This is a genomic window from Thioalkalivibrio sp. ALJ1 (genome assembly GCF_000745395.1).
Lineage (GTDB): Bacteria > Pseudomonadota > Gammaproteobacteria > Ectothiorhodospirales > Ectothiorhodospiraceae > Thioalkalivibrio.
Genome location: NZ_KN050684.1, coordinates 1,248,695 through 1,274,927, shown reverse-complemented (window position 1 = coordinate 1,274,927; position 26,233 = coordinate 1,248,695). Strand labels below are relative to the sequence as shown.

The 26,233-nt window shown below is 65.0% G+C and carries 33 protein-coding genes; 17 read left to right on the top strand and 16 right to left on the bottom strand.

The features are described from left to right. Positions 1 to 4 precede the first annotated feature (4 nt). From F462_RS08285 to F462_RS08245, 9 genes are all read right to left on the bottom strand, one after another. Positions 5 to 1,072: a 3-deoxy-7-phosphoheptulonate synthase gene (locus F462_RS08285; RefSeq protein ID WP_018874833.1), complete on the bottom strand. Its 1,068-nt coding sequence runs from the start codon at positions 1,070 to 1,072 to the stop codon at positions 5 to 7. A gap of 11 nt (positions 1,073 to 1,083) precedes the next feature. Next, on the bottom strand, positions 1,084 to 1,734 hold the full coding sequence (gene hisG, locus F462_RS08280; protein WP_017942743.1) for an ATP phosphoribosyltransferase: 651 nt from the start codon (positions 1,732 to 1,734) through the stop codon (positions 1,084 to 1,086). Between the two features lie 38 nt (positions 1,735 to 1,772). Next, positions 1,773 to 3,032: a UDP-N-acetylglucosamine 1-carboxyvinyltransferase gene (gene murA / locus F462_RS08275; RefSeq protein WP_038053195.1), complete on the bottom strand. Its 1,260-nt coding sequence runs from the start codon at positions 3,030 to 3,032 to the stop codon at positions 1,773 to 1,775. 101 nt (positions 3,033 to 3,133) lie between these two features. Continuing rightward, on the bottom strand, positions 3,134 to 3,451 hold the full coding sequence (locus F462_RS08270) for an STAS domain-containing protein (protein WP_018140192.1): 318 nt from the start codon (positions 3,449 to 3,451) through the stop codon (positions 3,134 to 3,136). Then, positions 3,448 to 4,119, bottom strand: a complete 672-nt coding sequence (locus tag F462_RS08265) for an MlaC/ttg2D family ABC transporter substrate-binding protein (RefSeq protein WP_018140191.1) — start codon at positions 4,117 to 4,119, stop codon at positions 3,448 to 3,450. The genes F462_RS08270 and F462_RS08265 overlap by 4 nt, the downstream gene beginning before the upstream one ends. Positions 4,120 to 4,152: 33 nt before the next feature. Next, entirely contained in the window at positions 4,153 to 4,611 is a 459-nt protein-coding gene (gene mlaD, locus F462_RS08260; protein ID WP_026181443.1) for an outer membrane lipid asymmetry maintenance protein MlaD, read from the bottom strand. A 21-nt stretch (positions 4,612 to 4,632) separates the two neighbouring features. Continuing rightward, the gene (gene mlaE / locus F462_RS08255) at positions 4,633 to 5,415 is read right to left on the bottom strand and encodes a lipid asymmetry maintenance ABC transporter permease subunit MlaE (RefSeq protein ID WP_018140189.1); all 783 of its coding nucleotides are present in this window, start codon (positions 5,413 to 5,415) and stop codon (positions 4,633 to 4,635) included. Continuing rightward, positions 5,408 to 6,241 (bottom strand): ABC transporter ATP-binding protein, encoded by an 834-nt coding sequence (locus tag F462_RS08250; protein ID WP_018874830.1) that lies wholly within the window; start codon positions 6,239 to 6,241, stop codon positions 5,408 to 5,410. The genes mlaE and F462_RS08250 overlap by 8 nt, the downstream gene beginning before the upstream one ends. An 81-nt stretch (positions 6,242 to 6,322) precedes the next feature. Then, positions 6,323 to 6,970: a hypothetical protein gene (locus F462_RS08245; RefSeq protein ID WP_018874829.1), complete on the bottom strand. Its 648-nt coding sequence runs from the start codon at positions 6,968 to 6,970 to the stop codon at positions 6,323 to 6,325. Between the two features lie 78 nt (positions 6,971 to 7,048). Here F462_RS08245 and F462_RS08240 point away from each other — a divergent pair, with 78 nt between their 5' ends. The 15 genes from F462_RS08240 (at position 7,049) to F462_RS08170 (ending at position 18,606) form a co-directional block, all read left to right on the top strand. Beyond that, positions 7,049 to 8,149 (top strand): LLM class flavin-dependent oxidoreductase, encoded by a 1,101-nt coding sequence (locus F462_RS08240; RefSeq protein WP_026280137.1) that lies wholly within the window; start codon positions 7,049 to 7,051, stop codon positions 8,147 to 8,149. Positions 8,150 to 8,162: 13 nt separating this feature from the next. Continuing rightward, the gene (locus F462_RS08235; RefSeq protein ID WP_038053192.1) at positions 8,163 to 9,095 is read left to right on the top strand and encodes an NAD-dependent epimerase/dehydratase family protein; all 933 of its coding nucleotides are present in this window, start codon (positions 8,163 to 8,165) and stop codon (positions 9,093 to 9,095) included. Positions 9,096 to 9,152: 57 nt separating this feature from the next. Continuing rightward, positions 9,153 to 10,130 carry a calcium/sodium antiporter gene (locus F462_RS08230; protein WP_018874826.1) on the top strand — a complete coding sequence of 326 codons (978 nt, stop codon included), beginning with the start codon at positions 9,153 to 9,155 and terminating at the stop codon, positions 10,128 to 10,130. After that, positions 10,127 to 11,104: a KpsF/GutQ family sugar-phosphate isomerase gene (locus F462_RS08225; RefSeq protein ID WP_038053190.1), complete on the top strand. Its 978-nt coding sequence runs from the start codon at positions 10,127 to 10,129 to the stop codon at positions 11,102 to 11,104. Before F462_RS08230 ends, F462_RS08225 begins: the two co-directional genes overlap by 4 nt. Then, positions 11,104 to 11,643, top strand: coding sequence for a KdsC family phosphatase (locus F462_RS08220; protein ID WP_038053188.1), 540 nt, complete (start codon positions 11,104 to 11,106; stop codon positions 11,641 to 11,643). The genes F462_RS08225 and F462_RS08220 overlap by 1 nt, the downstream gene beginning before the upstream one ends. After that, positions 11,640 to 12,221 carry an LPS export ABC transporter periplasmic protein LptC gene (gene lptC / locus F462_RS08215; RefSeq protein ID WP_081911383.1) on the top strand — a complete coding sequence of 194 codons (582 nt, stop codon included), beginning with the start codon at positions 11,640 to 11,642 and terminating at the stop codon, positions 12,219 to 12,221. Before F462_RS08220 ends, lptC begins: the two co-directional genes overlap by 4 nt. Continuing rightward, the gene (gene lptA, locus F462_RS08210) at positions 12,202 to 12,732 is read left to right on the top strand and encodes a lipopolysaccharide transport periplasmic protein LptA (protein ID WP_038053186.1); all 531 of its coding nucleotides are present in this window, start codon (positions 12,202 to 12,204) and stop codon (positions 12,730 to 12,732) included. The genes lptC and lptA overlap by 20 nt, the downstream gene beginning before the upstream one ends. Continuing rightward, positions 12,729 to 13,496, top strand: a complete 768-nt coding sequence (lptB, locus tag F462_RS08205) for an LPS export ABC transporter ATP-binding protein (protein WP_038053184.1) — start codon at positions 12,729 to 12,731, stop codon at positions 13,494 to 13,496. The genes lptA and lptB overlap by 4 nt, the downstream gene beginning before the upstream one ends. An 88-nt stretch (positions 13,497 to 13,584) precedes the next feature. Further along, on the top strand, positions 13,585 to 15,066 hold the full coding sequence (locus F462_RS08200; protein WP_038053183.1) for an RNA polymerase factor sigma-54: 1,482 nt from the start codon (positions 13,585 to 13,587) through the stop codon (positions 15,064 to 15,066). Positions 15,067 to 15,083: 17 nt separating this feature from the next. Continuing rightward, positions 15,084 to 15,422 (top strand): ribosome hibernation-promoting factor, HPF/YfiA family, encoded by a 339-nt coding sequence (gene hpf, locus F462_RS08195; protein WP_018140177.1) that lies wholly within the window; start codon positions 15,084 to 15,086, stop codon positions 15,420 to 15,422. A 3-nt stretch (positions 15,423 to 15,425) separates the two neighbouring features. Continuing rightward, positions 15,426 to 15,893 (top strand): PTS sugar transporter subunit IIA, encoded by a 468-nt coding sequence (locus F462_RS08190; RefSeq protein ID WP_038053181.1) that lies wholly within the window; start codon positions 15,426 to 15,428, stop codon positions 15,891 to 15,893. Positions 15,894 to 15,953: 60 nt separating this feature from the next. After that, positions 15,954 to 16,985, top strand: a complete 1,032-nt coding sequence (gene hprK / locus F462_RS08185) for an HPr(Ser) kinase/phosphatase (protein ID WP_038053179.1) — start codon at positions 15,954 to 15,956, stop codon at positions 16,983 to 16,985. 7 nt (positions 16,986 to 16,992) lie between these two features. Further along, positions 16,993 to 17,883 carry an RNase adapter RapZ gene (gene rapZ / locus F462_RS08180; protein WP_038053177.1) on the top strand — a complete coding sequence of 297 codons (891 nt, stop codon included), beginning with the start codon at positions 16,993 to 16,995 and terminating at the stop codon, positions 17,881 to 17,883. A gap of 56 nt (positions 17,884 to 17,939) precedes the next feature. Continuing rightward, positions 17,940 to 18,365, top strand: a complete 426-nt coding sequence (locus tag F462_RS08175) for a PTS sugar transporter subunit IIA (protein ID WP_018140173.1) — start codon at positions 17,940 to 17,942, stop codon at positions 18,363 to 18,365. After that, positions 18,337 to 18,606: an HPr family phosphocarrier protein gene (locus F462_RS08170; RefSeq protein WP_038053174.1), complete on the top strand. Its 270-nt coding sequence runs from the start codon at positions 18,337 to 18,339 to the stop codon at positions 18,604 to 18,606. Before F462_RS08175 ends, F462_RS08170 begins: the two co-directional genes overlap by 29 nt. 32 nt (positions 18,607 to 18,638) lie before the next feature. Here F462_RS08170 and F462_RS08165 read toward each other — a convergent pair whose 3' ends face one another. Further along, positions 18,639 to 19,511, bottom strand: coding sequence for a carbohydrate kinase family protein (locus F462_RS08165; protein ID WP_038053171.1), 873 nt, complete (start codon positions 19,509 to 19,511; stop codon positions 18,639 to 18,641). Positions 19,512 to 19,648: 137 nt separating this feature from the next. Here F462_RS08165 and F462_RS08160 point away from each other — a divergent pair, with 137 nt between their 5' ends. Beyond that, positions 19,649 to 20,059, top strand: a complete 411-nt coding sequence (locus F462_RS08160; RefSeq protein WP_018140170.1) for a YybH family protein — start codon at positions 19,649 to 19,651, stop codon at positions 20,057 to 20,059. Next, the gene (locus F462_RS08155) at positions 20,059 to 20,496 is read left to right on the top strand and encodes a nuclear transport factor 2 family protein (RefSeq protein ID WP_038053168.1); all 438 of its coding nucleotides are present in this window, start codon (positions 20,059 to 20,061) and stop codon (positions 20,494 to 20,496) included. The genes F462_RS08160 and F462_RS08155 overlap by 1 nt, the downstream gene beginning before the upstream one ends. A gap of 186 nt (positions 20,497 to 20,682) precedes the next feature. Here the strand turns inward: F462_RS08155 and F462_RS08150 are convergent, their stop codons facing one another. The 6 genes from F462_RS08150 to F462_RS08125 all read right to left on the bottom strand — a co-directional run bounded on the left by F462_RS08150 (position 20,683) and on the right by F462_RS08125 (position 26,231). After that, positions 20,683 to 21,225, bottom strand: a complete 543-nt coding sequence (locus tag F462_RS08150) for a shikimate kinase (protein ID WP_038053166.1) — start codon at positions 21,223 to 21,225, stop codon at positions 20,683 to 20,685. A gap of 104 nt (positions 21,226 to 21,329) precedes the next feature. Next, positions 21,330 to 23,462, bottom strand: a complete 2,133-nt coding sequence (gene pilQ, locus F462_RS08145) for a type IV pilus secretin PilQ (protein ID WP_167549485.1) — start codon at positions 23,460 to 23,462, stop codon at positions 21,330 to 21,332. 18 nt (positions 23,463 to 23,480) lie between these two features. Then, the gene (locus F462_RS08140) at positions 23,481 to 24,023 is read right to left on the bottom strand and encodes a pilus assembly protein PilP (protein WP_038053164.1); all 543 of its coding nucleotides are present in this window, start codon (positions 24,021 to 24,023) and stop codon (positions 23,481 to 23,483) included. Beyond that, positions 24,023 to 24,604, bottom strand: coding sequence for a type IV pilus inner membrane component PilO (locus F462_RS08135; RefSeq protein WP_038053161.1), 582 nt, complete (start codon positions 24,602 to 24,604; stop codon positions 24,023 to 24,025). Before F462_RS08135 ends, F462_RS08140 begins: the two co-directional genes overlap by 1 nt. Beyond that, the gene (locus F462_RS08130; protein WP_038053157.1) at positions 24,604 to 25,167 is read right to left on the bottom strand and encodes a PilN domain-containing protein; all 564 of its coding nucleotides are present in this window, start codon (positions 25,165 to 25,167) and stop codon (positions 24,604 to 24,606) included. The genes F462_RS08135 and F462_RS08130 overlap by 1 nt, the downstream gene beginning before the upstream one ends. After that, the gene (locus F462_RS08125; RefSeq protein ID WP_026181438.1) at positions 25,164 to 26,231 is read right to left on the bottom strand and encodes a pilus assembly protein PilM; all 1,068 of its coding nucleotides are present in this window, start codon (positions 26,229 to 26,231) and stop codon (positions 25,164 to 25,166) included. Before F462_RS08125 ends, F462_RS08130 begins: the two co-directional genes overlap by 4 nt. Positions 26,232 to 26,233: the final 2 nt, after the last annotated feature.

The window sequence follows — 26,233 nt, the reverse complement described above, 5'->3', positions numbered from 1 at the left end:
CGGATCAGACGGTAACAGTGGCCTTGCGGCGCGCACGCACAGCATCGGCCAGCAGGCGCAGGGTAGCTTCACTGTCATCCCAGCCCATGCAGGCATCGGTAATGCTCTGGCCGTATTGCAGCGGCTTGCCGGGCAGGATGTCCTGGCGACCACCAGTCAGGTGACTTTCCAGCATCACACCCATGATGCGCCGATCGCCGCCGGCGATCTGCTCGCCCAGCACCCGCGCGACCTCCACCTGCTGCTTCGGATCCTTGCGGCTGTTTGCGTGGCTGCAGTCGACCATCACGTTCTCCGGCAGCTCGGCCATGCGCAGCTCCTTGCAGGCCTGCTCGATGCTCTCGGCATCGTAGTTCGGCTGCTTGCCGCCGCGCAGGATGATGTGGCAGTCGTCGTTGCCGGTGGTGGAAAAGATCGCCGATCGCCCGGCCTTGGTCACCGACAGGAAGTGGTGCGGGCGCGAGGCGGAGCGGATGGCATCGATCGCCACCCGCAGGCTACCGTCGGTGGAGTTCTTGAAGCCCACCGGGCAGGACAGCCCGGAGGCCAGCTCGCGGTGCACCTGGCTCTCGGTGGTGCGCGCGCCGATAGCCCCCCAGGCGACCAGGTCCGCGATGTACTGCGGGCTGATCAGGTCGAGGTACTCGGTGGCCGCCGGCATGCCCTTGACCGCCAGATCGCGTAGCAGCCCGCGCGCGACGCGCAGGCCCTTGTTGATGTGGAAGCTGCCGTCCAGGTCCGGGTCGTTGATCAGGCCCTTCCAGCCGACCGTGGTGCGCGGCTTCTCGAAGTACACCCGCATCACGATGTGCAGGGCGTCGGAGAGCTCCTCGCGCAGGGTCTTCAGGTGATCGGCATAGTCCAGCGCGGCATCCACGTCGTGGATCGAGCAGGGGCCGACGATCACCTGCAGGCGGTCGTCCTCGCCGTGCAGGATGCGGTGGCAGGCCTGGCGTGCCTCGAACACGGTATCGGCAGCCGCATCGGTGATCGGCAGCTCCTCGCGGACGGTGTCCGGGGCGGACACCTCCTGGATTTCGCGGATTCGGAGGTCGTCGGTATCGGCGGTCATGGTGTTCTCGGTTACGTCGTCGCGGGCGTGACGGCCTCCCGCAGGCCCTCAATGAGATTTTGAATGGTTCTATGTCGCATCTTCATGGCTGCCTGGTTCACGATCAACCGGGAACTAATAGGGGTAATCAGCTCCAGCGGCTCCAGACCATTGGCCTTGAGGGTGTTCCCGGTGTCGACCAGGTCCACGATGTAGTCGGCCAGACCGACCAGCGGCGCCAGTTCCATCGAGCCGTAGAGCTTGATGATCTCGACCTGACGGCCCTGCTGGGCGAAATAGTTCTGCGTGATGTTCACGAACTTGGTGGCAATGCGCAGGCGCTGCTGCGGGTCCGGCTGCTGGCCCGGGCGCCCCGCCAGCATCAGGCGGCACTGGGCGATGTGCAGGTCCAGCGGCTCGTACAGCCCCGCGGCCCCGTGCTCCATCAGGACGTCCTTGCCGGCCACGCCAATGGATGCCGCACCGTGCTGCACATAGGTCGGCACGTCGGTCGCGCGCACCACCACGATCTTCACGTCCTCGCGGTTGGTGTCGAGGATCAGCTTGCGCGTCTTGTCCGGGTCCTCCAGCAGTTCGATCCCCGCGCTGGCCAGCAGCGGCAGGGTATCCTTGAGGATACGACCCTTGGACAGGGCGATGGTCAGGGCGTTGGGATCCATCATGGGTCAGGCGTTCGTCCGGTTCCGTGTGAGTCGCGGTGTCAGACCGGCTCGCGACGAATGGTCGCGCCGATCTGGCTCAGTTTTTCCTCGATGCATTCGTAGCCACGATCGATGTGGTAGATGCGGTCCACCTCGGTCTCGCCTTCCGCCACCAGGCCGGCGATGATCAGGCTGGCCGAAGCGCGCAGGTCAGTCGCCATTACCGGCGCGCCGACCATCTTTTCCACGCCCTCGACGATCGCGGTGTTGCCCTCGATGGTGATGTGCGCGCCCATGCGCTGCAATTCAAGGGCGTGCATGAATCGGTTCTCGAACACGGTCTCTACCACGGAGCCGGTGCCCTGGGCCACCGTATTCAGCACCATCATCTGCGCCTGCATGTCGGTCGGGAAGGCCGGGAACGGGGCGGTGCGCAGATTCACCGCCTTGGGCCGGCGTCCCTCCATATCCAGTTCGATCCAGTCCGGGCCGGTCTCGACCCGAGCGCCGGCCTCGACCAGCTTGGCCAGAACCGCGTCCAGCAACTCCGGACGGGTGTTGCGGCAGCGCACGCGCCCGCGGGTCACCGCGGCGGCGACCAGGAAGGTGCCAGTCTCGATACGATCCGGCATCACGTCGTATTCGCAACCGTGCAGGCGTTCCACGCCCTGCACCCGGATGGTGTCGGTGCCGGCGCCCTGGATCTTCGCCCCCATTGCGGTCAGGCAGTCCGCCAGATCGGTCACCTCCGGCTCGCGCGCGGCGTTCTCGATCAGGGTCTCGCCCTCGGCCAGGGTCGCGGCCATTAGGAGATTCTCGGTACCGGTTACGGTGACCTGGTCGAAGACGATGCGCGCGCCCTTCAGGCGATCCGCGCGGGCATGGATATAGCCACCGTCAACATCAATCTCGGCACCCAGGGCCTCCAGGCCTCTCAGGTGCAGGTTCACCGGGCGCGAACCGATGGCGCAGCCGCCTGGCAACGAGACCTCGGCCTCGCCGAAGCGAGCCAGCAACGGCCCCAGAACCAGGATGGAGGCACGCATGGTCTTGACCAGGTCGTACGGGGCGACACACTGGGTCAGCGTGGTCGGATCGACCTCGATGCGCATGCGCTCGTTGACCGTCAAGCTCACGCCCATGCGGCCCAGCAGCTCCATGGTCGTGGTCACGTCCTGCAAGTGCGGGACGTTGCCAATGGTCATTGGCCCGTCCGCCAGCAAGGTGGCGGACAGGATCGGCAACACGGCGTTCTTGGCCCCGGAGATCCAGACCTGACCCTCGAGGGGTCCGCCTCCGGTAATGATCAACTTGTCCATGGGATGCCCGAATTCATCGCCCAACCGACCTTGGTCCGGCGAAACGCGCCATGATAACGAATCCGAGCCGGGCTCGCCCGTTCACTCGATCTCGCGGTGGGTCAGGCGACAGAACGGGCGGACGAGTCCGTAATGATCGCCTCGAGGTCGTAGAGTTCGAGTAGCGGGCGCAACCCGTCCGGGATCGGCTCGAAGACCAGGGTGCGGCCCTGTTCCCGGGCGCGCCGCCAGAGGATCACCAAAAAGGCCACCCCGGCACTATCGATGCGGGCGGACTGCGTCAGATCGACCCGCGCATGCTCGGGCAACGCGGCGCCCAGCTCACGGGCTCGCGCCTCCAGGTCGGGGACCGTGGCAAACGTCAGCGGACCACTCAGCACCAACCCGCTGGCGTCCGCCTGGATGCGCGCGTCGCTCACTGGTCTCCATCGCCGTTGTCAGTGGTGATATCACCCACCGCATCTTCGATCAGGGCTTCGTCACCGTCTTCCAGGCGTTCGATCAACGCCTCCAGACCATCGCGGTTGATCTCTTCGTTGAAGCGGGTGCGGAAGTTACCGACGAAGCTGAGGCCCTCGGCCTCGACGTCGAAGACCTTCCATTCGCCGTCCACCGGGCGCAGACGATAATTGACCTGGATGTTCGACTGCCCCGAGCCCATGACGATCTCGGTGGCCACCACGGCCATACGCTCGTCCTGACGCGAACGCCGCTCGATCACACGTACATCCTTGTCCAGGTGCTCGCCCAGCTGCCCGCCATACGCCTGCAGCAGAGTCTGGGTGAAGGCCTCGGTGAAGCGGGTTTGCTGCTCACTGGAGGCATCGCGCCAGTGACGCGCCAGGACCAGGCGGGCCATGCCGTTGACATCCACGCCCGGCAGGATCTTGTCCTCGATGACACCAATCACGAAGTCCGGATCATCCCGTGCCCGCTCCCGGTCGGCGCGCAGGATTTCATAGACCTCGTCAATGGACTCCTGAATCATTTCCGTCGGATTGCCCGATTGGGCGTGCGCCGGCGCCAGCAGGATCAAGGCCAGCAGTGCCAGCGGCAGGATCAGCATTCGTTCACGCAACCATTTCATCTGCAAAGCTCCTGGTTTGTCTTGGCCAAGCGATCAATCGCTTCCCATGTTGGTCATGAATCGGCCGATCAGGTTCTCCAGCACCAGCGCGGACTGCGTGAACATCACCTCGTCGCCGTCCTGCAGGGTCTCGTAGTCACCGCCCGGCTCCAGTGCGATGTACTGTTCACCGAGCAGGCCAGCGGTATGGATCGCGGCCTGGGTGTCCATCGGCAGATAGTCGTGTTCCGACCGAATCGCCAGCACCACCTCGGCGCGAAAACGCTCCGGATCGTAACGAATATCCACCACCCGCCCGATACGCACGCCAGAAACCGTGACCGGGGCCCGTGTCTTGAGCCCGCCGATATTGTCGAAGTAGCCAGTCACTTCGTAGGTATCACGGTCGTGGTAATCGGTGACGTTGCTGACCTGGACGGCCAGGTAGAACAGCGCGCCGATGCCCAGCAGGACGAACACCCCGACCGCCAGTTCGAAGAAACGTACTTTCATCATTACCACCTACGTTGTTGATCAGCCCGCGCCGAACATCAGTCCGGTCAGGATGAAATCGAGACCCAGCACTGCCAGCGAAGAGACCACCACGGTCTGGGTGGTCGCGCGCGAGATGCCCTCGGAGGTCGGCTGCGCGTTGAATCCCTGGAACACTGCGATCCAGGTCACCACGAAACCGAAGACGATGCTCTTGATCACGCCGGAGAGCACATCCTCGTTCCAGTCGGTCACCGACTGCATCTGCGAGAAATAGGCCCCACTGTCCACGCCCAACAGGCCGACCCCGACCAGGTAGCCGCCCATCACGCCCACCGCGCTGAAGATGGCCGCCAGAAGCGGCATGGAGACAAACCCGGCGACAAAACGCGGGGCGAAGATCCGGCGATACGGGTTCACCGCCATCATCTCCATCGCGGAGAGCTGCTCGGTGGTCTTCATCAGGCCCAGCTCCGCGGTCAGCGCGGACCCGGCGCGTCCGGCAAACAGCAGTGCGGTCACCACCGGACCCAGCTCGCGCACCAGCGACAGCGCCACCACACCCCCCAGGGCCTCGGCCGCGCCAAAGTTCACCAGCGTGATGTAGGCCTGGTATGCCAGGACCATGCCGACAAACAACCCAGCGACCACGATAATCACCAGTGAACGGACACCAACCGAATAGATCTGCACCATCGTCAGCCCGAACCGGCGTACCACCACGTCAAGACTGGCCAGGAGCCGCAGCAGAAACACAAAGGCCCGACCGAACACCGCCAGGGCATTGATCGAGGAGCGCCCAAGGGAGGCGATCGCGTCAGTCATCGCGGCGCTCCTCGTGGCCCAGCAGATCCTCGCGGTAGGCGGCCCCCGGATAATGGAACGGCACCGGCCCGTCCGGGCGTCCCTGCAGGAATTGCGCGCTCCAGTCCGAGGCGCGGGCCTCCAGTTCGTCCGGGGCCCCCGCATCCACCACTCGGCCATTGGCAATCAGCACCACCTGGTCGGAGATCGCCATCGCCTCGGCGACGTCGTGCGACACGAGCACGCTGGTCAAGCCCAGGCTCTGATTGGTCCGGCGGATCAGACTGACGATCTGCCCCATGGTGATCGGGTCCAGCCCGGTGAACGGCTCGTCATAAAGAATCAGGTCCGGATCCAGCGCGATCGCCCGCGCCAGTGCCACACGCCGGGCCATACCGCCGGACAGCGTGGCCGGATCCATATCGCGCGCCGCACGCAGCCCCACTGCCTCCAGTTTCAACAGCACCAGGGTGTGCAACACGTCTTCCGGCAGATCGGTGTGTTCGCGCAGCGGAAAGGCGACATTCTCAAAGACCGTCAGATCAGTCAGCAGGGCACCACTCTGGAACAGCATGCCCATACGCTTGCGCAAGGCGTACAGGCGGCGCGTCGAGAGCTTGGCGACTTCCTGACCATCGACCCATATACGCCCTTTGTCCGGGCGCAGCTGCCCACCGATCAGACGCAGCAATGTGGTCTTGCCGCTACCACTGGGCCCCATCACGGTAGTCACCTGTCCACGCGGGATACGCATCGACAGATCATCGAAGATCATTTTGCGCCCACGCCGGAAACGCAGGTTCTCGATCACGATGTGTGGACTGTCTTCCACTGCCGGCTCAGCCACGCGCGCTCCTCGCGGTTCGGCCCCAGGAATGGTGGAGTCTGGCCGCCCTCCCGAGGCCCGTCAAACCTTTGGGTGCGGCCTTCATCCCACACCCAGCAACGCGGCGATGGTGCGAAAGTCGGACAAGCGTTCCGGGCGCGCCCGCAGGAAGACTAGGGTCTCGCCCGTGCCTCCCGCCTGACTAAGGGCCTCAACCAGCGCCCGCCAGCCCGGGGCATCAAGACCCGCCCGGGGCTCAACCTGCCAGGCACCGCCCTGATCGTTCAGCCCCGGCGGATAGAACCAGGCCGCCTCGGCGCTGGCGAGTGGGCGTGACTCACCCGCCTCGTAGACACGCACATGGCCAAGCCCGACCGATTCCATGACCGCACGGATTGCCGCGACCCCTTCTGGCCCCATGGGGCCGGGCGCGACCGCCTGCAGGCGGTCCCCGATCGCCTGCGCCAACACCCGCACCTGTTCGGCGCCCGCCTGCGGAGCGAGGTCGGCCGGCCATTCCAGCGTCAGGCGCAGGGCCGATGGCACCGCCTCGGCCCAGTCACCAAAGGGCGGCTCGGCGTTCGCCCACACCACACCCGGCAGCAGGAGCCGGCTGTAATAATGGGTGTAGTACTCGAGCTGCCACTCCTGCGGCAGACCTTCGGGGAAGAAGCGATCCCACCAGTCCGCGCCCGGCCCGGCCACGCCCGCGGCATGCAGCCTGAGTGGAATCGTTGCTGTATTCGTCATGTGTCTCCTGAGTGACCGCAACCGCAGTCCGAAGCAGTGTGCTTGTATCGCGCCCTGGCGCGCGGCACAGTTGGCGCCATGCGTTTCGACCTGTTTCACGAGCTCTCCGTGCCGGATTTCCTGCGCACCTCCGAGGCGGAGGTGCTGGAGAACACCCTGCGCCTGTGGGAGCGCGCCGATCGCCTCGGCTTCGGCACCGCCTGGCTGGTGGAACACCACCTGATGCCGGAGTTCTCGCATTCCACCGCACCGGACCTCGTTCTGGCCGCCGCCAGCCAGCGCACCGAACGTCTGCGGCTCGGCCTGGGCGTGGTCCCGCTGCCCTATCACCATCCGCTGCGCGTAGCGCAGCGGGTCGGCATGCTGGACCAGCTCTCCGGCGGGCGCCTGGACCTCGGCATCGGGCGCGGTTTCTCGCCGCGCGAATATGCCACATTCGGCGCCGAGATGAGCGAGTCCCGTGCGCGGGTCGATGCCGGGCTCGACGCCCTGCGCCAGGCCTTTGCAACCGGCCGGATTACGCAGAACGGTCCGTTCCATCACCTGGACGACGTGCCGGTGATGCCGCGTCCGGTGCAGGAGCCGCACCCGCCGATCTGGACCGCCGCGGTCAGCCCGGAGTCCTTTACCTGGGCCGCCCAGCAGGGCATCGGGGCACTGGCCGGGCCGTTCAAGCCCTGGCAGATGATCCGCGAAGACATCCGCCTCTACCACGAGGCCTGGGACGCGACGCGTTCCGACATCGCCCATCCACCTCGGGTCGGCATGACCCTGGGCGTGCTATGCCTGCCGGATGGAAAGCGCGCCCGGCGCGAGGCCAAGCCCGCCTTCGAATGGTTCTATCGCCACATGTTCCAGCAGACCCTGCCGGTGCTGGAACGCCTGATCGAAGGCTACGACTACTACCGCTCGCTGGGTCGCTTCCGCCACCTGGTCAAGGCCGGGATCAACCTGAAAGTCCTCGACATGCTGGGCATGACCCTGGTCGGCACGCCGGCGGAGTGCCGCGAGCGCATCGAAGCCCTGCGCGAAGCTGGCGTCGATCAGGTCCTGCTCGCCTTCGGCGCCGGGGCCGTGCCGCAGGCGCTGGCCGAGGAGTCCATGGACTGCTTTGCGGAAGAGGTCATGCCGGCATTCGCCGCCGCGCCCCCGGCCACCGCCGCCCGCACGGCCACGTAGGAAACACGGGACAATGCAGGTTGCCGTGACCGGCGCCGCCGGGTGCCTGGGGCAAGTGCTTTTGCCCGCCCTGGCACGCGAACTATCGATCCAGCGTATCCGCGCCCTGGACCGGGCCGCCCCCGCACTTCCGCGCCCCGGTGACGGCGCCACGATTGATGCCCGCGTGCTCGACCTGGGGCAGCTCCAGCCCGATGACCTGAACGGCGTGGACACACTAGTGCACCTGGCCTTTCAGTTGATGGGCGGGCACGGCGGCCGGCGCCGGCATGACCGCAGCTGGGTGCGGCAGCAAAACGTTGCCCTCAGTGAGCACACATTCCACACGGCAGTGAACGCCGGCGTGCGCCACATCGTGTTCCTGTCCAGCGCGGCGGTCTACGGTCCGTGGCCGGACAGCCCGCAACCGCTCGGTGAATACCACCCGACCCGACCTCGCTTTCCCTATGCCGAGGACAAGGTCGCCGTGGAGCAGGCCCTGCTCGCACTCGCCCGCAAGTATCCCGAGTGCAGCGCGACCATCCTGCGGCCGCCAGCGATTATTGGCCCGCACGCTCACCCACTGTTGCTGCAGATTGCCCGCGGCCGATTCTACCCGGCCGGCGACGAGCAGCCGGTGCAAATCCTGTGGGAAGACGATGCCGCGGCCGCGATCGTGCGCAGCGTAACGACTCGCACCGCCGGGATCTTCAACCTGGGCGCCGAACCGGTCTGGTCACTGCGGGCGATGGCCCGTTTCCAGCGGCGTTGGGCAATCCCCGTGCCCCTGAGGCTGATCCGCGCCCTGCACCCGCTGGCCTGGCGCCTGACCGCCCGCGCAGGCGATCCCGGCTGGGTCCAGGGACTGGACGGCCCCCTGGAACTCGACTGCACCCGCGCCCGCGAACACCTCGGCTGGACACCACAAGTGACCACCGCCGAGTGCCTGAAACGCCTGCGCGACTGACCCTCCACCCGATCCGCTACAATTGCCAGCCCCGTCTCTGCCGGACCCGATTTGTCCATGACCCTCCCCCTGATCGCCATCATTATGGGTCTAATCCTGCTGACCTGGAGCGCCGACCGCTTCGTGTTCGGCGCCTCGACGTTCGCGCACGGGGTCGGGGTCAGTCCGCTGATTATCGGTCTAACCATCGTCGCCTTCGGCACCTCGGCGCCCGAGATCGTGGTCTCGGTGCTCGCCAGTCTGCAGGGCAACCCAGGGCTGGCGGTGGGCAACGCAATCGGCTCGAACATCGCCAACATCGGGCTGGTACTGGGGGCCGCCGCAGTAATCGCGCCACTTGCGATCGGGCGTGGCATGGTGCGGCGCGAGTTGCCGATCCTCCTGCTGGTCAGCTTCGGCGTCCTGCTCCTGCTGATTGACGGGGAACTGCGGCGACTGGAAGGCTTCGCCCTGCTCGCCGGCCTGGTCGCATTCACCATCTGGATGGCACTGAGCGCCCGACGCGCACAAAAAACCGTCGGAGAGGACACCCCTGAGGTGGTGCGCGGCATGGTCGAGACGATCCCGGACAGCAACCGCCTCGGCCCGGCGATCGCCTGGCTGGTGTTCGGCTTGCTTCTGTTGCTGGCCAGCAGCCAGGCCCTGGTCTGGGGCGCCGTCGAGGTCGCCGAACAACTCGGTGTCAGCGACCTGGTGATCGGTCTGACCATCGTCGCCGTGGGCACCAGCCTGCCGGAGCTAGCCACCTCCGTCGTGGCCGCCTTCCGCCGCGAGGCGGGGCTGGCGATCGGGAATGTGGTCGGCTCCAACCTGTTCAATCTACTGGCCGTGCTGGCCGTTCCGGCCCTGATCGCGCCGCTGACAATCGACGCCGACGTACTTGCACGCGACTATCCGGTCATGTTGGCCTTGACGGCCGCCCTGTTCCTGATCGCCGTGGGCCGCCGCGGGCAGATCCTGCGCTGGCAGGGCGCCCTTCTCCTCGTCGCCTTCGCAAGCTACCTTGTCTATTTGGGAATTACGGCAACCGTATGAACTTCAACCCCGAGACCACCCGCAACCTCGCGTTGGCCGTCCTCAACGACGAGGCTGATGCCGTGCGCAACCTGACCGGGCGTATCGACGAGCACTTTCTCGAGGCCTGCCGCCACATCCTCGCGTGCAAGGGCCGCGTGATCGTCACCGGCATGGGCAAGTCCGGGCACATCGGCAGCAAGCTAGCCGCAACGCTGGCCTCCACCGGGACGCCGGCCTTCTTCGTGCACCCCGGCGAGGCCAGTCACGGCGATCTCGGCATGATCACTCGCGAGGATGTGGTCATCGCGCTATCGAACTCGGGCGAGACCGACGAACTCCTCACCATCCTGCCGCTGATCCGGCGCCTGGATGCCCCCCTAATCGCGATGACCGGCAACCCCGGCTCACGCCTGAGCATCGACGCCACGGTACACCTGGATGTCAGCGTAGATCGCGAGGCCTGCCCGCTGGGCCTGGCCCCGACCTCCAGCACCACCGCGGCATTGGCGATGGGCGACGCCCTGGCCGTTGCGGTGCTCGACGCCCGTGGCTTCACCGCCAACGACTTTGCCCGCTCCCACCCCGGCGGCCGCCTCGGTCGACGCCTGCTGGTCCATGTGACCGACATCATGCATACCGGCAACGCGATCCCGCGAGTCACCCCGGACGTCCCGCTCAAGGATGCCCTGTTCGAGATCACCCGCAAGGGCCTGGGCCTGGTCATCGTGGTCACCGATGACGATCGCATCCGGGGCGTGTTCACCGACGGCGACCTGCGCCGCACCCTGGACGCCGGGCACAGCCTGGACAGCCTGACCATCGGCGAGGCCATGACCGCCGGCGGCCATACCGCGCGCCCCGGCTGGCTGGCGGTAGAGGCCCTGGAGGCAATGGAAAGCCGACGCATCAATGCCCTGCCCGTGGCCGACCAGGACCAGCGTCTGGTTGGCGTAATCAACATGCACGACCTTCTGCGCGCCGGGGTGGCCTGATGAATCGCGCCGCAGAGCCCCTGACCACGCGCCAGCAGGCCGTACGCCTGCTGATCCTGGACGTGGACGGCGTACTCACCGACGGCAGCCTGTTCCTGGGCGACGCCGGCGAGCAGTACAAGGCTTTCAACAGTCGCGATGGCCATGGGATCCGCCTGGCCCTGGATGCCGGCATCGAGATCGCCATCCTGACCGGGCGCATCTCAGGCGTAGTCGAGCACCGCATGCGCGACCTCGGCGTAGAGCACCTGATTCAGGGCCGACGCGACAAGGGAGAGGCCCTGCACGAGCTTCTGCAGCGCACCGGCCACGCCCCCGCCGAGGCGGCCTTTATGGGCGACGACATCGTTGATCTTCCAGCGATGCAGCGAGTCGGACTCGGAATTGCCGTCGGGGATGCCCATCCACTGGTGCGCCAGCACGCCCAGTGGGTCACCGAGGCCCATGGCGGACGCGGGGCGGTACGCGAGGCCTGCGAGGGCCTGTTGGCGGCCCAGGGGCGGCTGGATGCATTGCTCGATACCTACCTGAACGGATGAGCACCCGGTATCGCAATCTGTTCATCGGGTGCACGGCCCTGGTCGGACTAGCCGCCACCCCGCTGGCACAGGCCGAACTGGCTCCGCCCGAGGGTGAGGTCACGCTGGAGATCGATGGCTTCACGCTGCATGCGACCGGCGACGACGGCGAGCTGACCCACCGCCTGCGCGGATCGCGCCTGCGCGAGTTCGGCCGCGACGGCCCGCAGTGGGTGGACGAACCGGACCTTGACCTGTTTGCCGAAGGCGACATCGAATGGCGCTGGACCGCGCCCGCCGCCCTGCACCAACCTGCCGACGCCACCCTGGACCTGGTTGGCCCCACCCAGGGCGTTCAGCCGGCGCGCGGCGATCGCGTGGAGACCATCATCGACTCGCGGGATGTCCGTGTCGCCACGGACACCATGGTGGCCACGTCCGATGCACTCTCGACGCTGAATCAGCCAGGCCTCTTCCAACGCGGGACCGGCCTGCGCGTGGACTCGCAAGCGGATACCATAGAGCTGTTACATGCCGTGTACTCGCTCTACAGCGAGACGAGCGAGGAGGATTCCACGCATGACCCCGAGACTGAGTAGCCCGCAGCGCCTCCCGGCCATCTTCGGGGCGGGATTCCTGCTGCTGTTTCTCCTGGCCAGTCCGGTGTTGGCCCAGCAGGGCTCGGGCTCGTCGTTGCCGGTCGAGATCACGGCCGACCGCGCGGAGATGGACGAACGCAAGGGCCTGGGGACCTACACCGGCGACGTGGTCGTGATCCGTGGCGACATGACCCTGGAGGCCGACAAGGTCTACGTACGTACCCGTGATCGCCGCCCCTACGAAATGGAGGCCCACGGGGAACCCGCGCGCCTGGAGTCCCCGGATCCCGAGACCGGCGAAATGCGCATCGCCACCGCCCTGCGCATCGACTACCTGCTGAACGAGGACCGCATGATCCTTACCGATCAGGCGCACGTAATCACGACCAACGAAGAGGCACGCGGAAAACGCATTACCTACGACCTGGCAACGGACGTGATCGAGGCCGAGCGCGGCGACGGTGACAGCGAACGCGTGCGCATCACCATCCAGCCGCGCGACGACGAATGAACACCACTGCCAGCCAACCGGCGACCGCAGGCGCGCCCCACGACCGCCTGATCGGACGTGAACTGACCAAACGCTATGGCAAGCGCACCGTCCTCGACCAGGTCGACGTCGATCTGGCTCCCGGCGAGGTCGTCGGCCTGCTGGGCCCGAACGGTGCGGGCAAGACCACCTGCTTCTACAGCCTGGTCGGACTGATCCGCCCCAACGCCGGACGCATTACCCTGGGCGAGCGCGACATCACCCGCGCCCCGATCCATGTGCGGGCCCGCGCCGGCCTGGGCTATCTACCGCAGGAGGCCTCGATCTTCCGACGCCTGAGCGTTTGGGACAACCTGCAGGCAGTGCTGGAACTTCGCCCCGGACTGGACCGCCATGAACGCCGGCGCATCGGCGACGCCCTGATCGAGGAGTTCCAGCTAGAGACCGTGCGCCACAGCCCCGGCATTTCGCTATCCGGTGGTGAACGTCGGCGGGCCGAGATCGCCCGCGCCCTGGCCGGCGATCCCCAATTCATCTGCCTGGACGAACCCTTTGCCGGGGTGGATCCGATCTCGGTGGGGGACATCCAGGCCGTCATCGAACACCTTGCCCGCCGCGGAATCGGGGTACTGATCTCCGATCACAACGTCCGCGAGACCCTCGGCATCTGCCACAGGGCCTATATTCTTAGCGAGGGGCGCCTGCTGGCCGCCGGGACACCCGACGAGTTGCTCGCCGACCCTCAGGTTCGCCGAGTCTATCTCGGCGAGAATTTCCGCCTGTGATTCCGACGCACACGTCGCGCGGCCAGTGCACAAACCACGAGGCAGGCTTTAAGATTTCACGTATGGTCACCTTCGACCCGACACCACAATGCTGAAACCCGGCCTCAATCTACAGCTGGGTCAGACGCTCACCATGACCCCGCAACTGCAGCAGGCGATCCGTCTGTTGCAGTTGTCCACGCTTGAGTTGCAGGTGGAAATCCAGCAGGCGCTGGAGAGCAACCCCATGCTCGAACAGGTGGAGGACGAGGACGCCGATCCGAATACCGAGCGCCTCGACCAAGAGGGCGAACTGGTGGAAGGCGACCGCATGGAGGCCACCACCACCAGCGACGACGTCATCCCCGAGGAGCTGACGACCGACAGCCGCTGGGACGACATCTACGAGCCACCGACCGCCCCCAAGGGCCTGGACGACCGCGACCCGCTGGAGAACACCAGCGACGACGGCGGCGAGGGCCTGCAGGACCACCTCCTGTGGCAGCTGCACCTGAGCCATCTGACCCCGCGCGACCAGCGCATCGGCGCGGCCTTGATTGACGCGATCAGCCCTGACGGCTATCTCGAAGGCGACCTCGAGACCCTGGCCGAGACCATTAACCGTGGCGAGGAAGAACCCGTCGGGGTCGACGAGGTCGAAGCCGTGCTGCACTGGATCCAGCAATGCGACCCGCTGGGCGTGGGCGCCCGTAACCTGCGTGAATGTCTGGAGATTCAGCTACGCGAGCTCGCCCCGGATGCCCCGGCCCGGGAGGCCGCGCGCGCCATCCTGGAGCACGGCATGGACAGCCTGGGCAAGCGCGACTACAAGGCGCTGCAAAGCCAGTCCGGCGTACGCGACCCGGACGAGCTGGCACGCGCACTGGATCTGATCCGCACCCTGAACCCGCGTCCTGGCGCCCAGATCAGTACGGCCACCTCGGAATACGTAGTCCCGGATGTCTATGTGCGCCACACGGTCGATGGCTGGAGAGTGGAGCTGAACCCGGAGATCGCCCCGCGCATCCGCATCAACGACCTCTATGCCGGCATGGTGCGTCAGGTCTCGGACGCCCGCGACAGCGCCTTCATGCGCGATCAACTGCAGGAAGCGCGCTGGTTCCTCAAGAGCCTGCACAGTCGCAACGACACCCTGCTCCGAGTCGCCGAGGCGATCGTGCTCCGCCAGCAGGGCTTTCTCGAACATGGCGAGGTTGCGATGCAGCCGCTGATCCTCCGCGACATCGCCGAGATCCTGGAGATGCACGAGTCGACCATCTCACGCGTGACCACACAGAAATTCATGCACACCCCGCGCGGGGTCTTCGAGTTCAAGTACTTCTTTTCCAGCCACGTCGGTACCAACGATGGCGGTGAGTGTTCGGCCACCGCCATCCGTGCCATGATTCGGGAATTGATCGGCGACGAGCCTGCGAACAAGCCGCTGAGCGATGCCCGGCTCGCCCAGATCCTCTCGGATCGAGGCATTAACGTGGCACGCCGTACCGTGGCCAAATACCGTGAGGCCATGCATATCCCCTCATCCAGCGAACGTCGGCAGATGGCTTCCATGCCCACCGGCAGCAAGTAACCCAAGGAGACCCAACCATGCAGATCAATCTGACCGGCCACCATGTCGACCTGACCGACGCCCTGCGCGAATACGTCAACGAGAAGTTCGCGAAGCTGGAGCGCCACTTTGACAAAGTCATCGACGTCCACGTCGTGCTGACCCATGAGAAGAATCAGAGTCAGCACAACAAGGCCGAGGCCAATCTCCAGGTTAGCGGTAACCATATCCATGCCGAGGCCTCCCACGACGATATGTACGCAGCCATCGACGGCCTGATCGACAAGGTTGACCGTCAGCTGATCAAGCACAAGGAAAAGGTCAAGGATCACCACCGCGCCGAGGGTGCCCAGCGCAACCGCGAGCAGGCCTCCTGATCCATGACCATTGCCGAGCTGATCACCGCCGACCGCATAGGTCTGGAGCCCGAGTGTTCCAGCCAGAAACGGGCCCTCGAGACACTGGCGGAGCTCCTCGCCGCCGGCGGTGACGCCGAGGGGCCGGCCAGCAGCGCGATCTTCGAGGCCCTGTCCGCCCGCGAGAAGCTGGGCTCCACTGGCCTGGGGCATGGCGTCGCCATCCCTCACGGCCGGCTGCCCGATCTTGCGACTCCGCGCGTGGCCGTGCTGCGCCTGAAGCAGGGTGTCGACTTTGACGCAATGGATCACGAGCCGGTCGATATCCTGATCGCCCTGCTCGTCCCGGAAGCCGCGACCAACGATCACCTCAACCTGCTTGCCCAGCTCGCACGCGGCCTGTCCCAGCCGGACACGATTGCCGCCCTGCGCCGAGCCGGCGATGCGTCGGCTCTGGAGCAGGAACTCGTGGGCCGCTTCAGCGAGGGCTAGGCCCTTGCAGACGGTCTACCCATACGTCGACCAGCGGGAGGCCGGCCCACGCCGGAGGCCATGAACGAGGCATTAGGGGAAGGCGGAATCGCCCGGGACATCACCGTGGAAAGCCTGATCCAGGCGATGGGCAACCGTCTGGATCTGCGCTTTGTGCATGGTGAACACGCGGCCGCCGACCGCAAACTGGTGGGCGAGGATGGCGACGACCTGCCCCTGGCCGGGCACCTCAACCTGATCCGACCCAACCGCATCCAGGTCATCGGAGACTTCGAATCCCGCTACATCTCCAGCCTCAGTGACCGCCAGTGCAATGACCTGATCCTGGAGATGGCCCGCACCGGAACCACGGCTGTGATCTTCGCCGAAGACACCTGCCCGTTCTCGGAAATGCCCGACGTTCCTCAGGCCGCGTTGCCCCTGATTCTGTGCTCGGGCAGCAGCAGCCACGAGATCATCTCGTTGTTGCGATACTTCCTGCAGCAACGCCTCGCCCATTTCGAGGTTCGCCATGGCGTATTCATGGAGATCCTCGGCATCGGGGTCCTGATCAGCGGCGCCTCCAGCGTTGGCAAAAGCGAGGTCGCGCTGGAGCTGATCTCCCGCGGGCATCGCCTGATCGCCGACGATGCTCCCGAATTCGCGCGGATTGCCCCGGATATCGTCCGCGGCCATTGTCCTGCACTGCTCCAGGACCTGCTCGAGGTTCGCGGGCTTGGAGTTCTAAACGTCCGCGCCATGTACGGCGATTCAGCCATCAAGGGTGGCAAGTACCTCCGTCTGATCATCGACCTGCGTGATCATGGCGAGCCTTCACCGGTGCCCGATGACCGACTGAACGGACGCCGGGGCGAGATCGACATCCTCGGTCTGCGCGTGCCCCTGAGCAGCCTGCCAGTGGCCCCCGGCCGCAACATCGCGGTGATGATCGAGGCCGCCGTGCGCAACCACATGCTGCACATCCAGGGCTACATCGCGGGTGACGACCTGCGGGCGCGACAGCGCCGCCAGATAAGCGGTGAGGCCGACGAACCCCCTTATCATCGCGCCGTGCCCGCGACCACCGTACCCAATCCGGACCCGGAGGGCTGACGCCACTATGCGCCTGCTGATCGTCAGTGGCCTCTCTGGCTCCGGCAAGACCGTGGCCCTGCATACCCTGGAGGACGCCGGGTACTTCTGCGTCGACAACCTCCCCTTGCCGTTGCTGCCAGGCCTGATCGAACGGGTCCGGCAAGGCCATTACGACACCGAGGGCGACCGTCATCTGGCCGTCGGCGTGGATGTGCGAAGCGGCCTGGACGCCCTCAAGGGCTTCGCCGACCTACTGGCCCAGCTGCGGCAGGATGGCATCCAGGTGGAGGTCCTGTTCCTGCAAGCGTCCAGCGAGGTCCTGTTGCGGCGCTACCACCTGACGCGACGACGCCACCCGCTGGCGCGCGACGGCGTGCCACTGGTGGACGCGATCGAACGCGAACGGGAATGGCTGGGGCACGTCGCCGTGGAGGCCGACCTGACGGTCGATACCTCGCGGCTGTCGATGCACGACCTGGCCCGTACCTTGCGCGACCGCATCGGGGAGCGCGGAGAACACGAACTTTCATTGCTATTCCAGTCGTTCGGATTCAAGCACGGCGCGCCCATGGATTCGGATTTCGTTTTCGATGTGCGCTGTCTGCCCAACCCTTACTACGAGCGCGACCTGGCCGGACTTACCGGACGCGATCTGCCGGTATGCGACTTCCTCGAGGGACACGCGGAGGTCGCGGCAATGTTCGACAGTATTCAGGCCTTCCTCTCGCAGTGGCTGCCCCGCCTCATCGAGGACCATCGTAGTTATGTCACGGTCTCCATCGGCTGCACCGGCGGACGCCACCGGTCGGTTTACCTGGTAGAACGCCTCACGGGGGCGTGGGAAGACCAGGAACATGTTACTGTTAGCACCCGTCACCGGGAGCTGGGGACCCCGCTTAAATCCGGGTCTCCCTGAGCGAACGCCGGGCACGGATACACGGCCCTTCAGGAACCCGCAATCGGAGCAGATCCATGGGCGTTGGTCTCATTCTGATCACGCATCAAAACCTGGGCGACACCCTGCTGCAGACCGCGCAAAGCATGCTCGGGAGCCTGCCCGAGAACTGCGAATCCATGGCGATGTCGCAGAACGACGACCCCGACGAGGTCCGGGCCCGCGCCCGCGAGCGGCTGACCACCCTGGACACCGGGTCCGGGGTATTGATCCTGACCGACATGTTTGGATCGACCCCCTCGAATGTGGCCAGCCGGGTTGCCCGTGGCGCCAATGCGCGGGTGATCGCCGGGATCAACCTGCCCATGCTGGTCCGTGTACTCAACTACCAACATCTTCCATTGACCGAGCTGGTCAACAAGGCCCTGTCCGGTGGCCACGACGGAATCCTTCTTTGCGATCAGGAGTGCAGCGATGCCGCAGCGCGTAGTCCCCATCGTTAATCGCCTGGGGATGCATGCTCGCGCCGCAGCCAAGTTCGTCAGCCTGGCCAGCCAGTACAGCGCGGACGTGACGGTCTCACGCAATCATCAGGAAGTGAATGGGAAAAGCATCATGGGCGTAATGATGCTGGCCGCGGCCCAGGGCAGCGAAGTCACCATCGAAACCAGCGGGGCGGACGCCCAAGACGCGCTGGACGCCCTGACCGAACTGGTTGCCGACCGCTTTGGTGAAGAGGCCTGACCTCTTGGGCCAGACCTGACCGAGCTTGCGGCCTAGTCGGCCAGCGCGCTTCCCAGACCGTCAAGACCCACCTGGTTGAGCTTACGTTCGGCCAACCGCACCGCAGCCGTCAGCGCTTGCTCCGGCGGCTCGCCGGAGACCAGTGCGTGTATCAACCCGGCATTAAACGTATCCCCCGCACCAACGCTGTCGACCACCCGCAGCCCTGGTGTCGGCGCACAGTGACGGATTTCACCCCGGGCCGCGATCCAGGCCCCGGCGCTCCCGGCCGTCAACGTCACCAGGCGATCGGGAAATCGCCGAGCCAGCAGCCGCAAGGCTGCCTCGGGGGTGTCCGCCATGGTCGCCGCCCAATCGCGAGACAGCATCAGGACGTCCGCATACTCCAGGCATTCGTCGAGGCCGGGGCGGGCTTTCTCCAGCTCGAGCGAGATCGGCTGATCGAATATGCTCTGGCGTGCGCCACTTATAATGGTTGCCAGGGCCTCCGGATTACGTCCTTCGAAATGCAGCCAGTCGTACTCCGACCAGGGAATCGACGCGACATCGTCCACCTGAAGCTCGGGCAGATCCCGATAATGCACAATCGTTCGAGTGCCGTTCGCCCGCGAACGCAGGATGTGCGACGTCGGGGTTACCCCGGATCGGCGGACACAGTGATCCACAGCCAGTCCAGCGGACTGCAGGCGCTCACGCAGCGCTTCTCCCGTGGCATCCTCGGCGATCACGGACGCAAGCTCCGACCGATGCCCGAACTGCGCCAGGAGCAACGCGGTATTGGTCGCGTTTCCTCCCGGCTGCGAGGTGCTCGAGAGCGCCCGCACCTCGTCGTCCTCGACTGGGAACGCCGCAACATCCAGCGTGTGGTCGAGCGTCACAATGCCTGTGGCGAGGATGCGTGCCATGCCGACTCCATGCGGGCGGAAAAGGGATTATTCTCACCGCTTGCGCCCTGGACGTCACCCTCGGACGCACCCCTGCATTCGTCATCGGCCGGTCCGCCTGCGACAATGATGCTTCGTTCCCCTGAGGACCTGCCCGTATGTCCACATTCCCCTCTCCCGAGTCCGTGGAAACGGCCTTCTATGAGGCGTTTCAGGCAGGCGACCCACAGCGGATGCGCGCGGTCTGGCACGATAGCGCGGAGTGCGTCTGCATCCACCCCGGCGGGGAACGCCTACAGGGGACGGACATCATCCTGGAAAGCTGGGACGACATCCTTCCTGGCATGCGCGGGGTCATCATCCACCGGACCCAATGCACCGTCATCCATGGCGATGACCTGGCGCTCCATGTATTGCGGGAGAACCTCTACGTCCACGGTGAGCGGCGCGGGGTGATGCTGGCAACCAACGGCTACCGCGAGGATGGGGACAGCTGGCGCATGGTACTCCACCATGCCAGTCCGGACCCGGAACCCACGGCCGAGTGGCCTAGCGGGGGCATGCATTGATGACAACGGAAGTCGATCGTTGCATCGAGGAATACTATGCCGCCTTCCGCGCCGCCGACATCGAACAGATGATGCGGCTATGGGGCGAACGCCCCGATATCGTCTGCATCCACCCGGGTAGCCCACGCGCCCACCGCGGCGTAGCCGAGGTCATGGAGAGCTGGCTACTGGTCTTCGCCCGCGAGCTCAACATCGGCATCGAACCAAAGATCGTGGGACGCCACCAAACCGGAGACACTATTAGTATCGTCATCGAGGAGGCGATCACCCGCCCAGGGGACGTCGCCCCCACCGGGACCATCCTGATCAGCCAAACCTGGCACTTGCTGGATTCGCGCTGGCGACTCCTGTTCCACCACGCATCCCACGGCCGCCGCGCCGCTCCCCCTCAAGACGGCATGTTCGTCCCGAACGCCGGCGACAAAACTCGCCACTAAACCAGGCGCAGCCACCACAACAGGAGGGCATCAACAGGAAGAACGGAAGAGTGGAAGCGATACCAGGGCCCTGCAATCACCGCTCAAACCCAAGAATGGCTTTTGCATTGCTTCCGGGCCTCCCGCCTTCCTGTGAATCGCCCTTGACCTTCTTCGCGCCTTCGTGTGCTTCGTGGTGAAAAACCGCTAGCTGTCGGAGCGGGGTTGGCAGAGGTCCGGGCGCTGCATCTGCAGGGCCGAGCAAACCCCTCGCACCGCATCGCGCACGCGGCGCCCCTTGCCCTCCAGGGTCAGGTCGGCCACTTCTTGGTAAAGCGGATCGCGCACCTCGAAGAGTTCCTGTAGACGGGCCCTTGGATCCGCCGCCTCCGCGATCAACGGGCGCTTGCGGTTGCGCCGCGTCCGCCGGAACTGCTCCTCCACCGGCACACGCAGGTAGATCACAAACTGGTCGCGCAGGCATTCCCGATTCTCCGGGCGCTCGACAATCCCGCCGCCGGTGGCAATCACGGCGCCTTCCTGTTCCAGCAAGGACTCCAACATCGCCGTCTCGCGTTTGCGGAAACCGGCCTCGCCCTCGAATTCGAAGATCGTCGGGATATCCACGCCGGTGCGACGCTGAATCTCCTGATCGGTGTCGAAGAACGGGCGGCGTAACAGCCCCGCAAGGCCGCGACCGATAGTGCTCTTGCCGGCCCCCATGGGACCTACCAGTACGATGTTCTGCATGGGCGCCAAGGCTACTGGCTGGGCCACCCAAAGAAAAGCCGGGGACAAGCCCCGGCTCTCAGAAAGTTCTTCGGGCGGCAACCGCCCGAAGCCACGTGTAATGGTTAATCCAGCACGCGCGGGGTCACGAAGATCAAGAGTTCCGCCTTGGTATTCTCGGTCGAGCGGTTGCGGAACAGATTCCCAAGGAACGGGATATCCCCGAAGAACGGCACCTTTTCGAGATTGGTGCGGCTGTCTATCTCATACACGCCGCCCAGCACGACCGTCTCGCCGTTGCCGACGAACACCTGGGTCTCGACCTCCCGCTTGTTGATCCCCGGCACGCCCAGGATCACACGCTGGCTCGGCTCGTCCTTCGTCACCTTGATGTCGAGGATTACATTGCCGTTCGGCGTGATTTGAGGAGTCACCTCGGTCGACAGCACAGCCTCGATAAACTGGGTCGAGGTCGCGCCAGAAGCGGTCGCCTCCTGATACGGGATCTCCTCACCCTGCTTGATCGTGGCCGTCTGCCCGTTGGCGGTGATGACCCGCGGACTGGAAATAATCTCGCCACGGCCTTCGACCTGCAGGGCCGACAACTCGAGATCGAGCAACACACCGCTGCGCAGGATACTCAGTCCGGCACGACCGGCGTCTCCTCCAGCCGGCAGGGAACTGTTCAACCGATTGCCAATGGCGACCCCCCCCAGGCCGTCGGTAGTAGACCCGCGGGCACCGTCGGCGCCTTCGAGGGAGCCACCAACCCCGAGCTGGGTTCGCCGGTCGGTACCACGTGTTCCACTAATGCCGAATCGTGCACCCAGTTCGCGGTTGAAAGTGTCCTCCGCAATCACGATGCGGGTCTCGATCAGGACCTGCTGCACCGGGACGTCCAGCGTCGAGACCAGACGACGCACGTCCTCGATGCGGCTCTGGGTGTCCTGCACCAGTAGGGTGTTGGTGCGGCTGTCGATCGTGATGCTGCCACGCTCGGACAGGAATTCGCCGCCATCTCCACCGCGGATCAGGGAAGCGATCTGCTCGGCCTGGGCGAAGTTGATCTGCACAAATTCGGTTCGCAGGGGCTCCAGCTCCTGACGATCACGCGCGGCTTCCATCTCCTGACGTTCGCGGGCCGCGATTTCCTCGCTAGGGGCAACATAGAGCACGTTACCGTCCATGCGCTTGTCCAGGCCGCGCGAGCGCAGGATGATGTCCAACGCCTGGTCCCAGGGGACGTTATTCAGGCGCAAGGTAATGTTGCCGCCAACGGTATCGCTGACCACGATATTGAGATCGGTGAAGTCGGCGAGCAGCTGCAGGACGGAGCGTACTTCGATGTCCTGGAAATTGAGCGAAAGGCGCTCGCCGGCGAACTCCTCTTCCTCCCGCGCGCGGGCCTCGCGCTCGGCTTCGGAGATCGGGGCCACCTCAAGCACAAATTGGCGGTCGCTTTGATACGACAGGATTTCGTATTCACCTCGAGCCTCGACCTCCATGCGGACACGGTTGCGCTCGGACACGGTGTCGATGGTATGGACCGGGGTCGCGAAGTCGACCACATCCAGGCGCCGCTCTAACGATTCATCGATCATGGCGCGCGGGAAGGTCAATTCGATCCGTCCGGCCTGCTCGCGCACATCGATTTCCGCACCGGAGCGGGACAGATCGACCTCAACGCGGCCCTCCCCCTCTCCACCGCGACGAAAATCGATGCCGGTGATCTCCATCGGACGGGCGCTACGCGTTGTGGTGGTCGGCTCACCCGTGCGGTCCACGACCTGTTGGGTCTGCGCGTCCGCCTCGGATACCCCACGTCCCAGCGTCAGGATCAGGTTGTTACCTTCCACGCGGGTCTGATACTCGGATGCCTGGGTCAGGTTCAGGACCACCCGGGTGCGGTTCCCGGCCTCCACGGTGCTGGCGCGCAACAACGGCCCCACGTTCAGTTCGGTCTCGCGGCGCGGCAGGGCGTTGCCCACTTCCGGCAGGTCCAGCGCGATGCGCGGCGGGGAGTCAATCGCGAAGGCACGGATGTCGGAAGGTGGCGTATCCGAGAACCGGAGATTGACCTGCACCCGATCGCCGCTAAGACTGCCGGCCCGGATCTCTTCCAGCTCGGTGGCCGCCACCCCCTGCGACACCATGAACAGCAGGCCGGCCACGACAGTGGCGGCGAACGCGCGCATGGAAGAACCCATGTTGAATCCCCTGTTGGTTGTGCCGGTCTTGCGGCGAATACTCGTCATCATGTTCTTCTCCCCCAACCGCTAGTCGCTCAGCGCCACGGAGTTCTCGCGCTCCACGTGGCCGCCGAAGGCGTCCGGTACCACTTCGATCAAGCTGATCTTGGTGGACGTAATTTCGACGATCTGCCCGTGGTTCTGGCCCATGTAGTTTCCCGCGGTGACACGCTGGATACCTCGGTCCGGCGTCCGCACCAGGGCATAGCGTGTGCCGTGCTGCTCCAGCGACCCCACCATTCGCAGCGAGTCGAGAGGGAAACCTTCAAGGAATTCGCGCGGTCGATCGGCATCAAGCTCGGCATCGCCGGCTTCGCCTTCGGCTGCGGCCAGTTCCGGCTGCGCGATCACCGAGGAGTCGAAAGGCGAGCGCGTATGCCCGGGGTAAAGGTAGGGTTCGTGTGGCTCCAGGGTCGGAATCGGTTCGATCCCGCTCCCCGGGCGCTCTTTGATCTCGGCGATGTACTGCTGAAGGTCACGGTTGTCCTGTGCGCAGCCCGACAACAGCAGGCCGCCAATCAGGACCAGCCCCAACCCGGGCCCAATCGCTCGCGAGGAAGAAGGTTTCATCAGTTCTCCTCCAGATAGCGATAGGTCCGCGCAACCGCATCCATCAGCAAGTCGTTATCGGAATTGCCCGGGCGGATATACATGTTGTGCATGGTCACGACCCGCGGTAGTGCCGAGACACCACTGACGAATTCCGCCAGGTCTTCGTAACCACCCCGCACGCGCAGACGGATGGGAACCTCGGCGTAGAAATCGCGACGGTTCTCGCCGCGCGGCTCGAACAGCTCGATCTCAAGCCCCGCCTGCAAACCGGTCTGTGAAATATCCACCAGCAAGCTCGGGATCTCGGCACTACTCGGCAGCAACTCCAGGAGGGAGGCGAACATGCGCTCCATCTCTTCGAGCTGCTCCTCGTAGGCCTGGAGGTTGGCGGCTCGTTGCTGCTTGTCCTCGAATTCGTCGCGAAGCTGAAGTTCGCGGCTCTCCGCGCGTTCGAGATCGGTGCGCTGATCGCTGATGAAGAGGTAGTAGGACAGGCCGAGAATCGCCAGAACGATCACGGCCAGAATCAAGCCCTTGACACCCCAGGAGGCTTCGCCAATGTTGTTGAAATCAACCTGCTTGAGTTCATTGAGATCCATCAGGAGCCCTCCTCTTCGGCATCCGGCCGGGTCTGCGTGGCATCCAGTCGGAAGTCACGGACTTGGAGGCGACCCTCCTCACGGGTCTCGATAATTTGCAGGTTGGAGCCCCCCAGCCAGGGCGAAGCGTCGAGCCGGCGCATCAGCGCTGAGATCCGGGTGTTCGACTCGGAGCGGCCCACCAGGCGAACATTCTCACCCTCCTGGCGAACCTCGTTGAGATAGGTTCCTTCGGGTAGCGTCTCGACCAACTGGTCAAACAGGTGCACCGCCTCCGGGCGCTGTGACTGCAAGGTTTGAATGACCTCCATCCGTGCGATCAACGCCTCTCGCTGGTCGTCGAGGTCACGGATGCGGGCGATCTGGCGATCCAGTTGGCGAATCTCGCTTTCCAGCATCTGGTTGCGAGACTGCTGATGGTCGATCAATGCGCCCATGAAGCTGTATCCGGCAAAGGCGAGCAGAACGCCCACAACCGCGGCACCACCCGCCGCGGTAAAGAATTCCTTGCGCCGCTGTTCGCGAGCCTTCTCGCGCCAGGGAAGCAGGTTGATGTAGATCATGACGCATACCCCCGCATGGCCAGGCCACAGGCCGTCATTAGCGCCGGGGCGTCATTGGCGAAGCGTTCCTGGTTGACCCGTTTGGCCAGGGCCATACCGCGAAATGGATTGGCAATGGAGACCGGGGTCCCAGCCGCTTCCTCGAGCAGTTCATCCACGCCTGGGATGGCGGCACAACCACCTCCCAGCAAGATGTGGTCGATCGTGTCCTGCGGGCGCGTCACATAGAAGTACTGCAGCAGGCGCTGAATCTGATCGACCATCGTCTGTTTGAAGGGCTCGAGGATGGAACTGGCGTAGTCGGCCGGCAGATCACCGCTCATCTTCGCGGAACCAGCCTCCTGATAGTTCATGCTGTAGCGGCGCATAATCTCTTCGGTGAGCATGCGCCCACCGAAATTCTGCTCGCGGGTGTAGACCACGCCCTCGCCCTGACTGACCACATAGACGGCTGTCACCGACGAGCCCACATCGACCACCGCAACGATCGGCTTGTTTTCGCTATCGGGAACTTGCTCCATCAGCCGTTCGGCAGTGTGCTCGATGGCATAGGCTTCGACATCGACCACTTCGGGGGTGAGCTTGGCGGCCTCGGCAATCGCCACGCGGGAGTCGACGTTCTCACGACGAGAGGCGACGACCAACACGTCGACCATCTGCGGGTTCTTGTCATTCGGGCCCAGGACCTGAAAATCCAGGTTGACCTCTTCCAGGGTGTAGGGGATGTATTGATCCGCCTCCACAAAGACCTGGCCCTCGAGTTCCGCATCACCCAGCCCAGCCGACATCTGAATCGTCTTGGTAATGACGGCGGAGGAAGGGACGGCCATCGCGCACTGCTTGAGCCGCGTGCCAGAGCGCTTAACGGCCCGTGCCAGAGCATTCCCGACGGCTTCGGTGTCCTGGCAGACCTTGTCGACCATCACGCCATCCGGGAGTGGCTCGACCGCAAAGGCCTCAACCCGGTAGCCCTTACCCTGTCGCGCCAGCTCCAGCACCTTGACGGCTGCTGAGCTGATATCCACGCCCAGGACCCCTTGTTTGGATTTTCCGAGACTCAGCACAC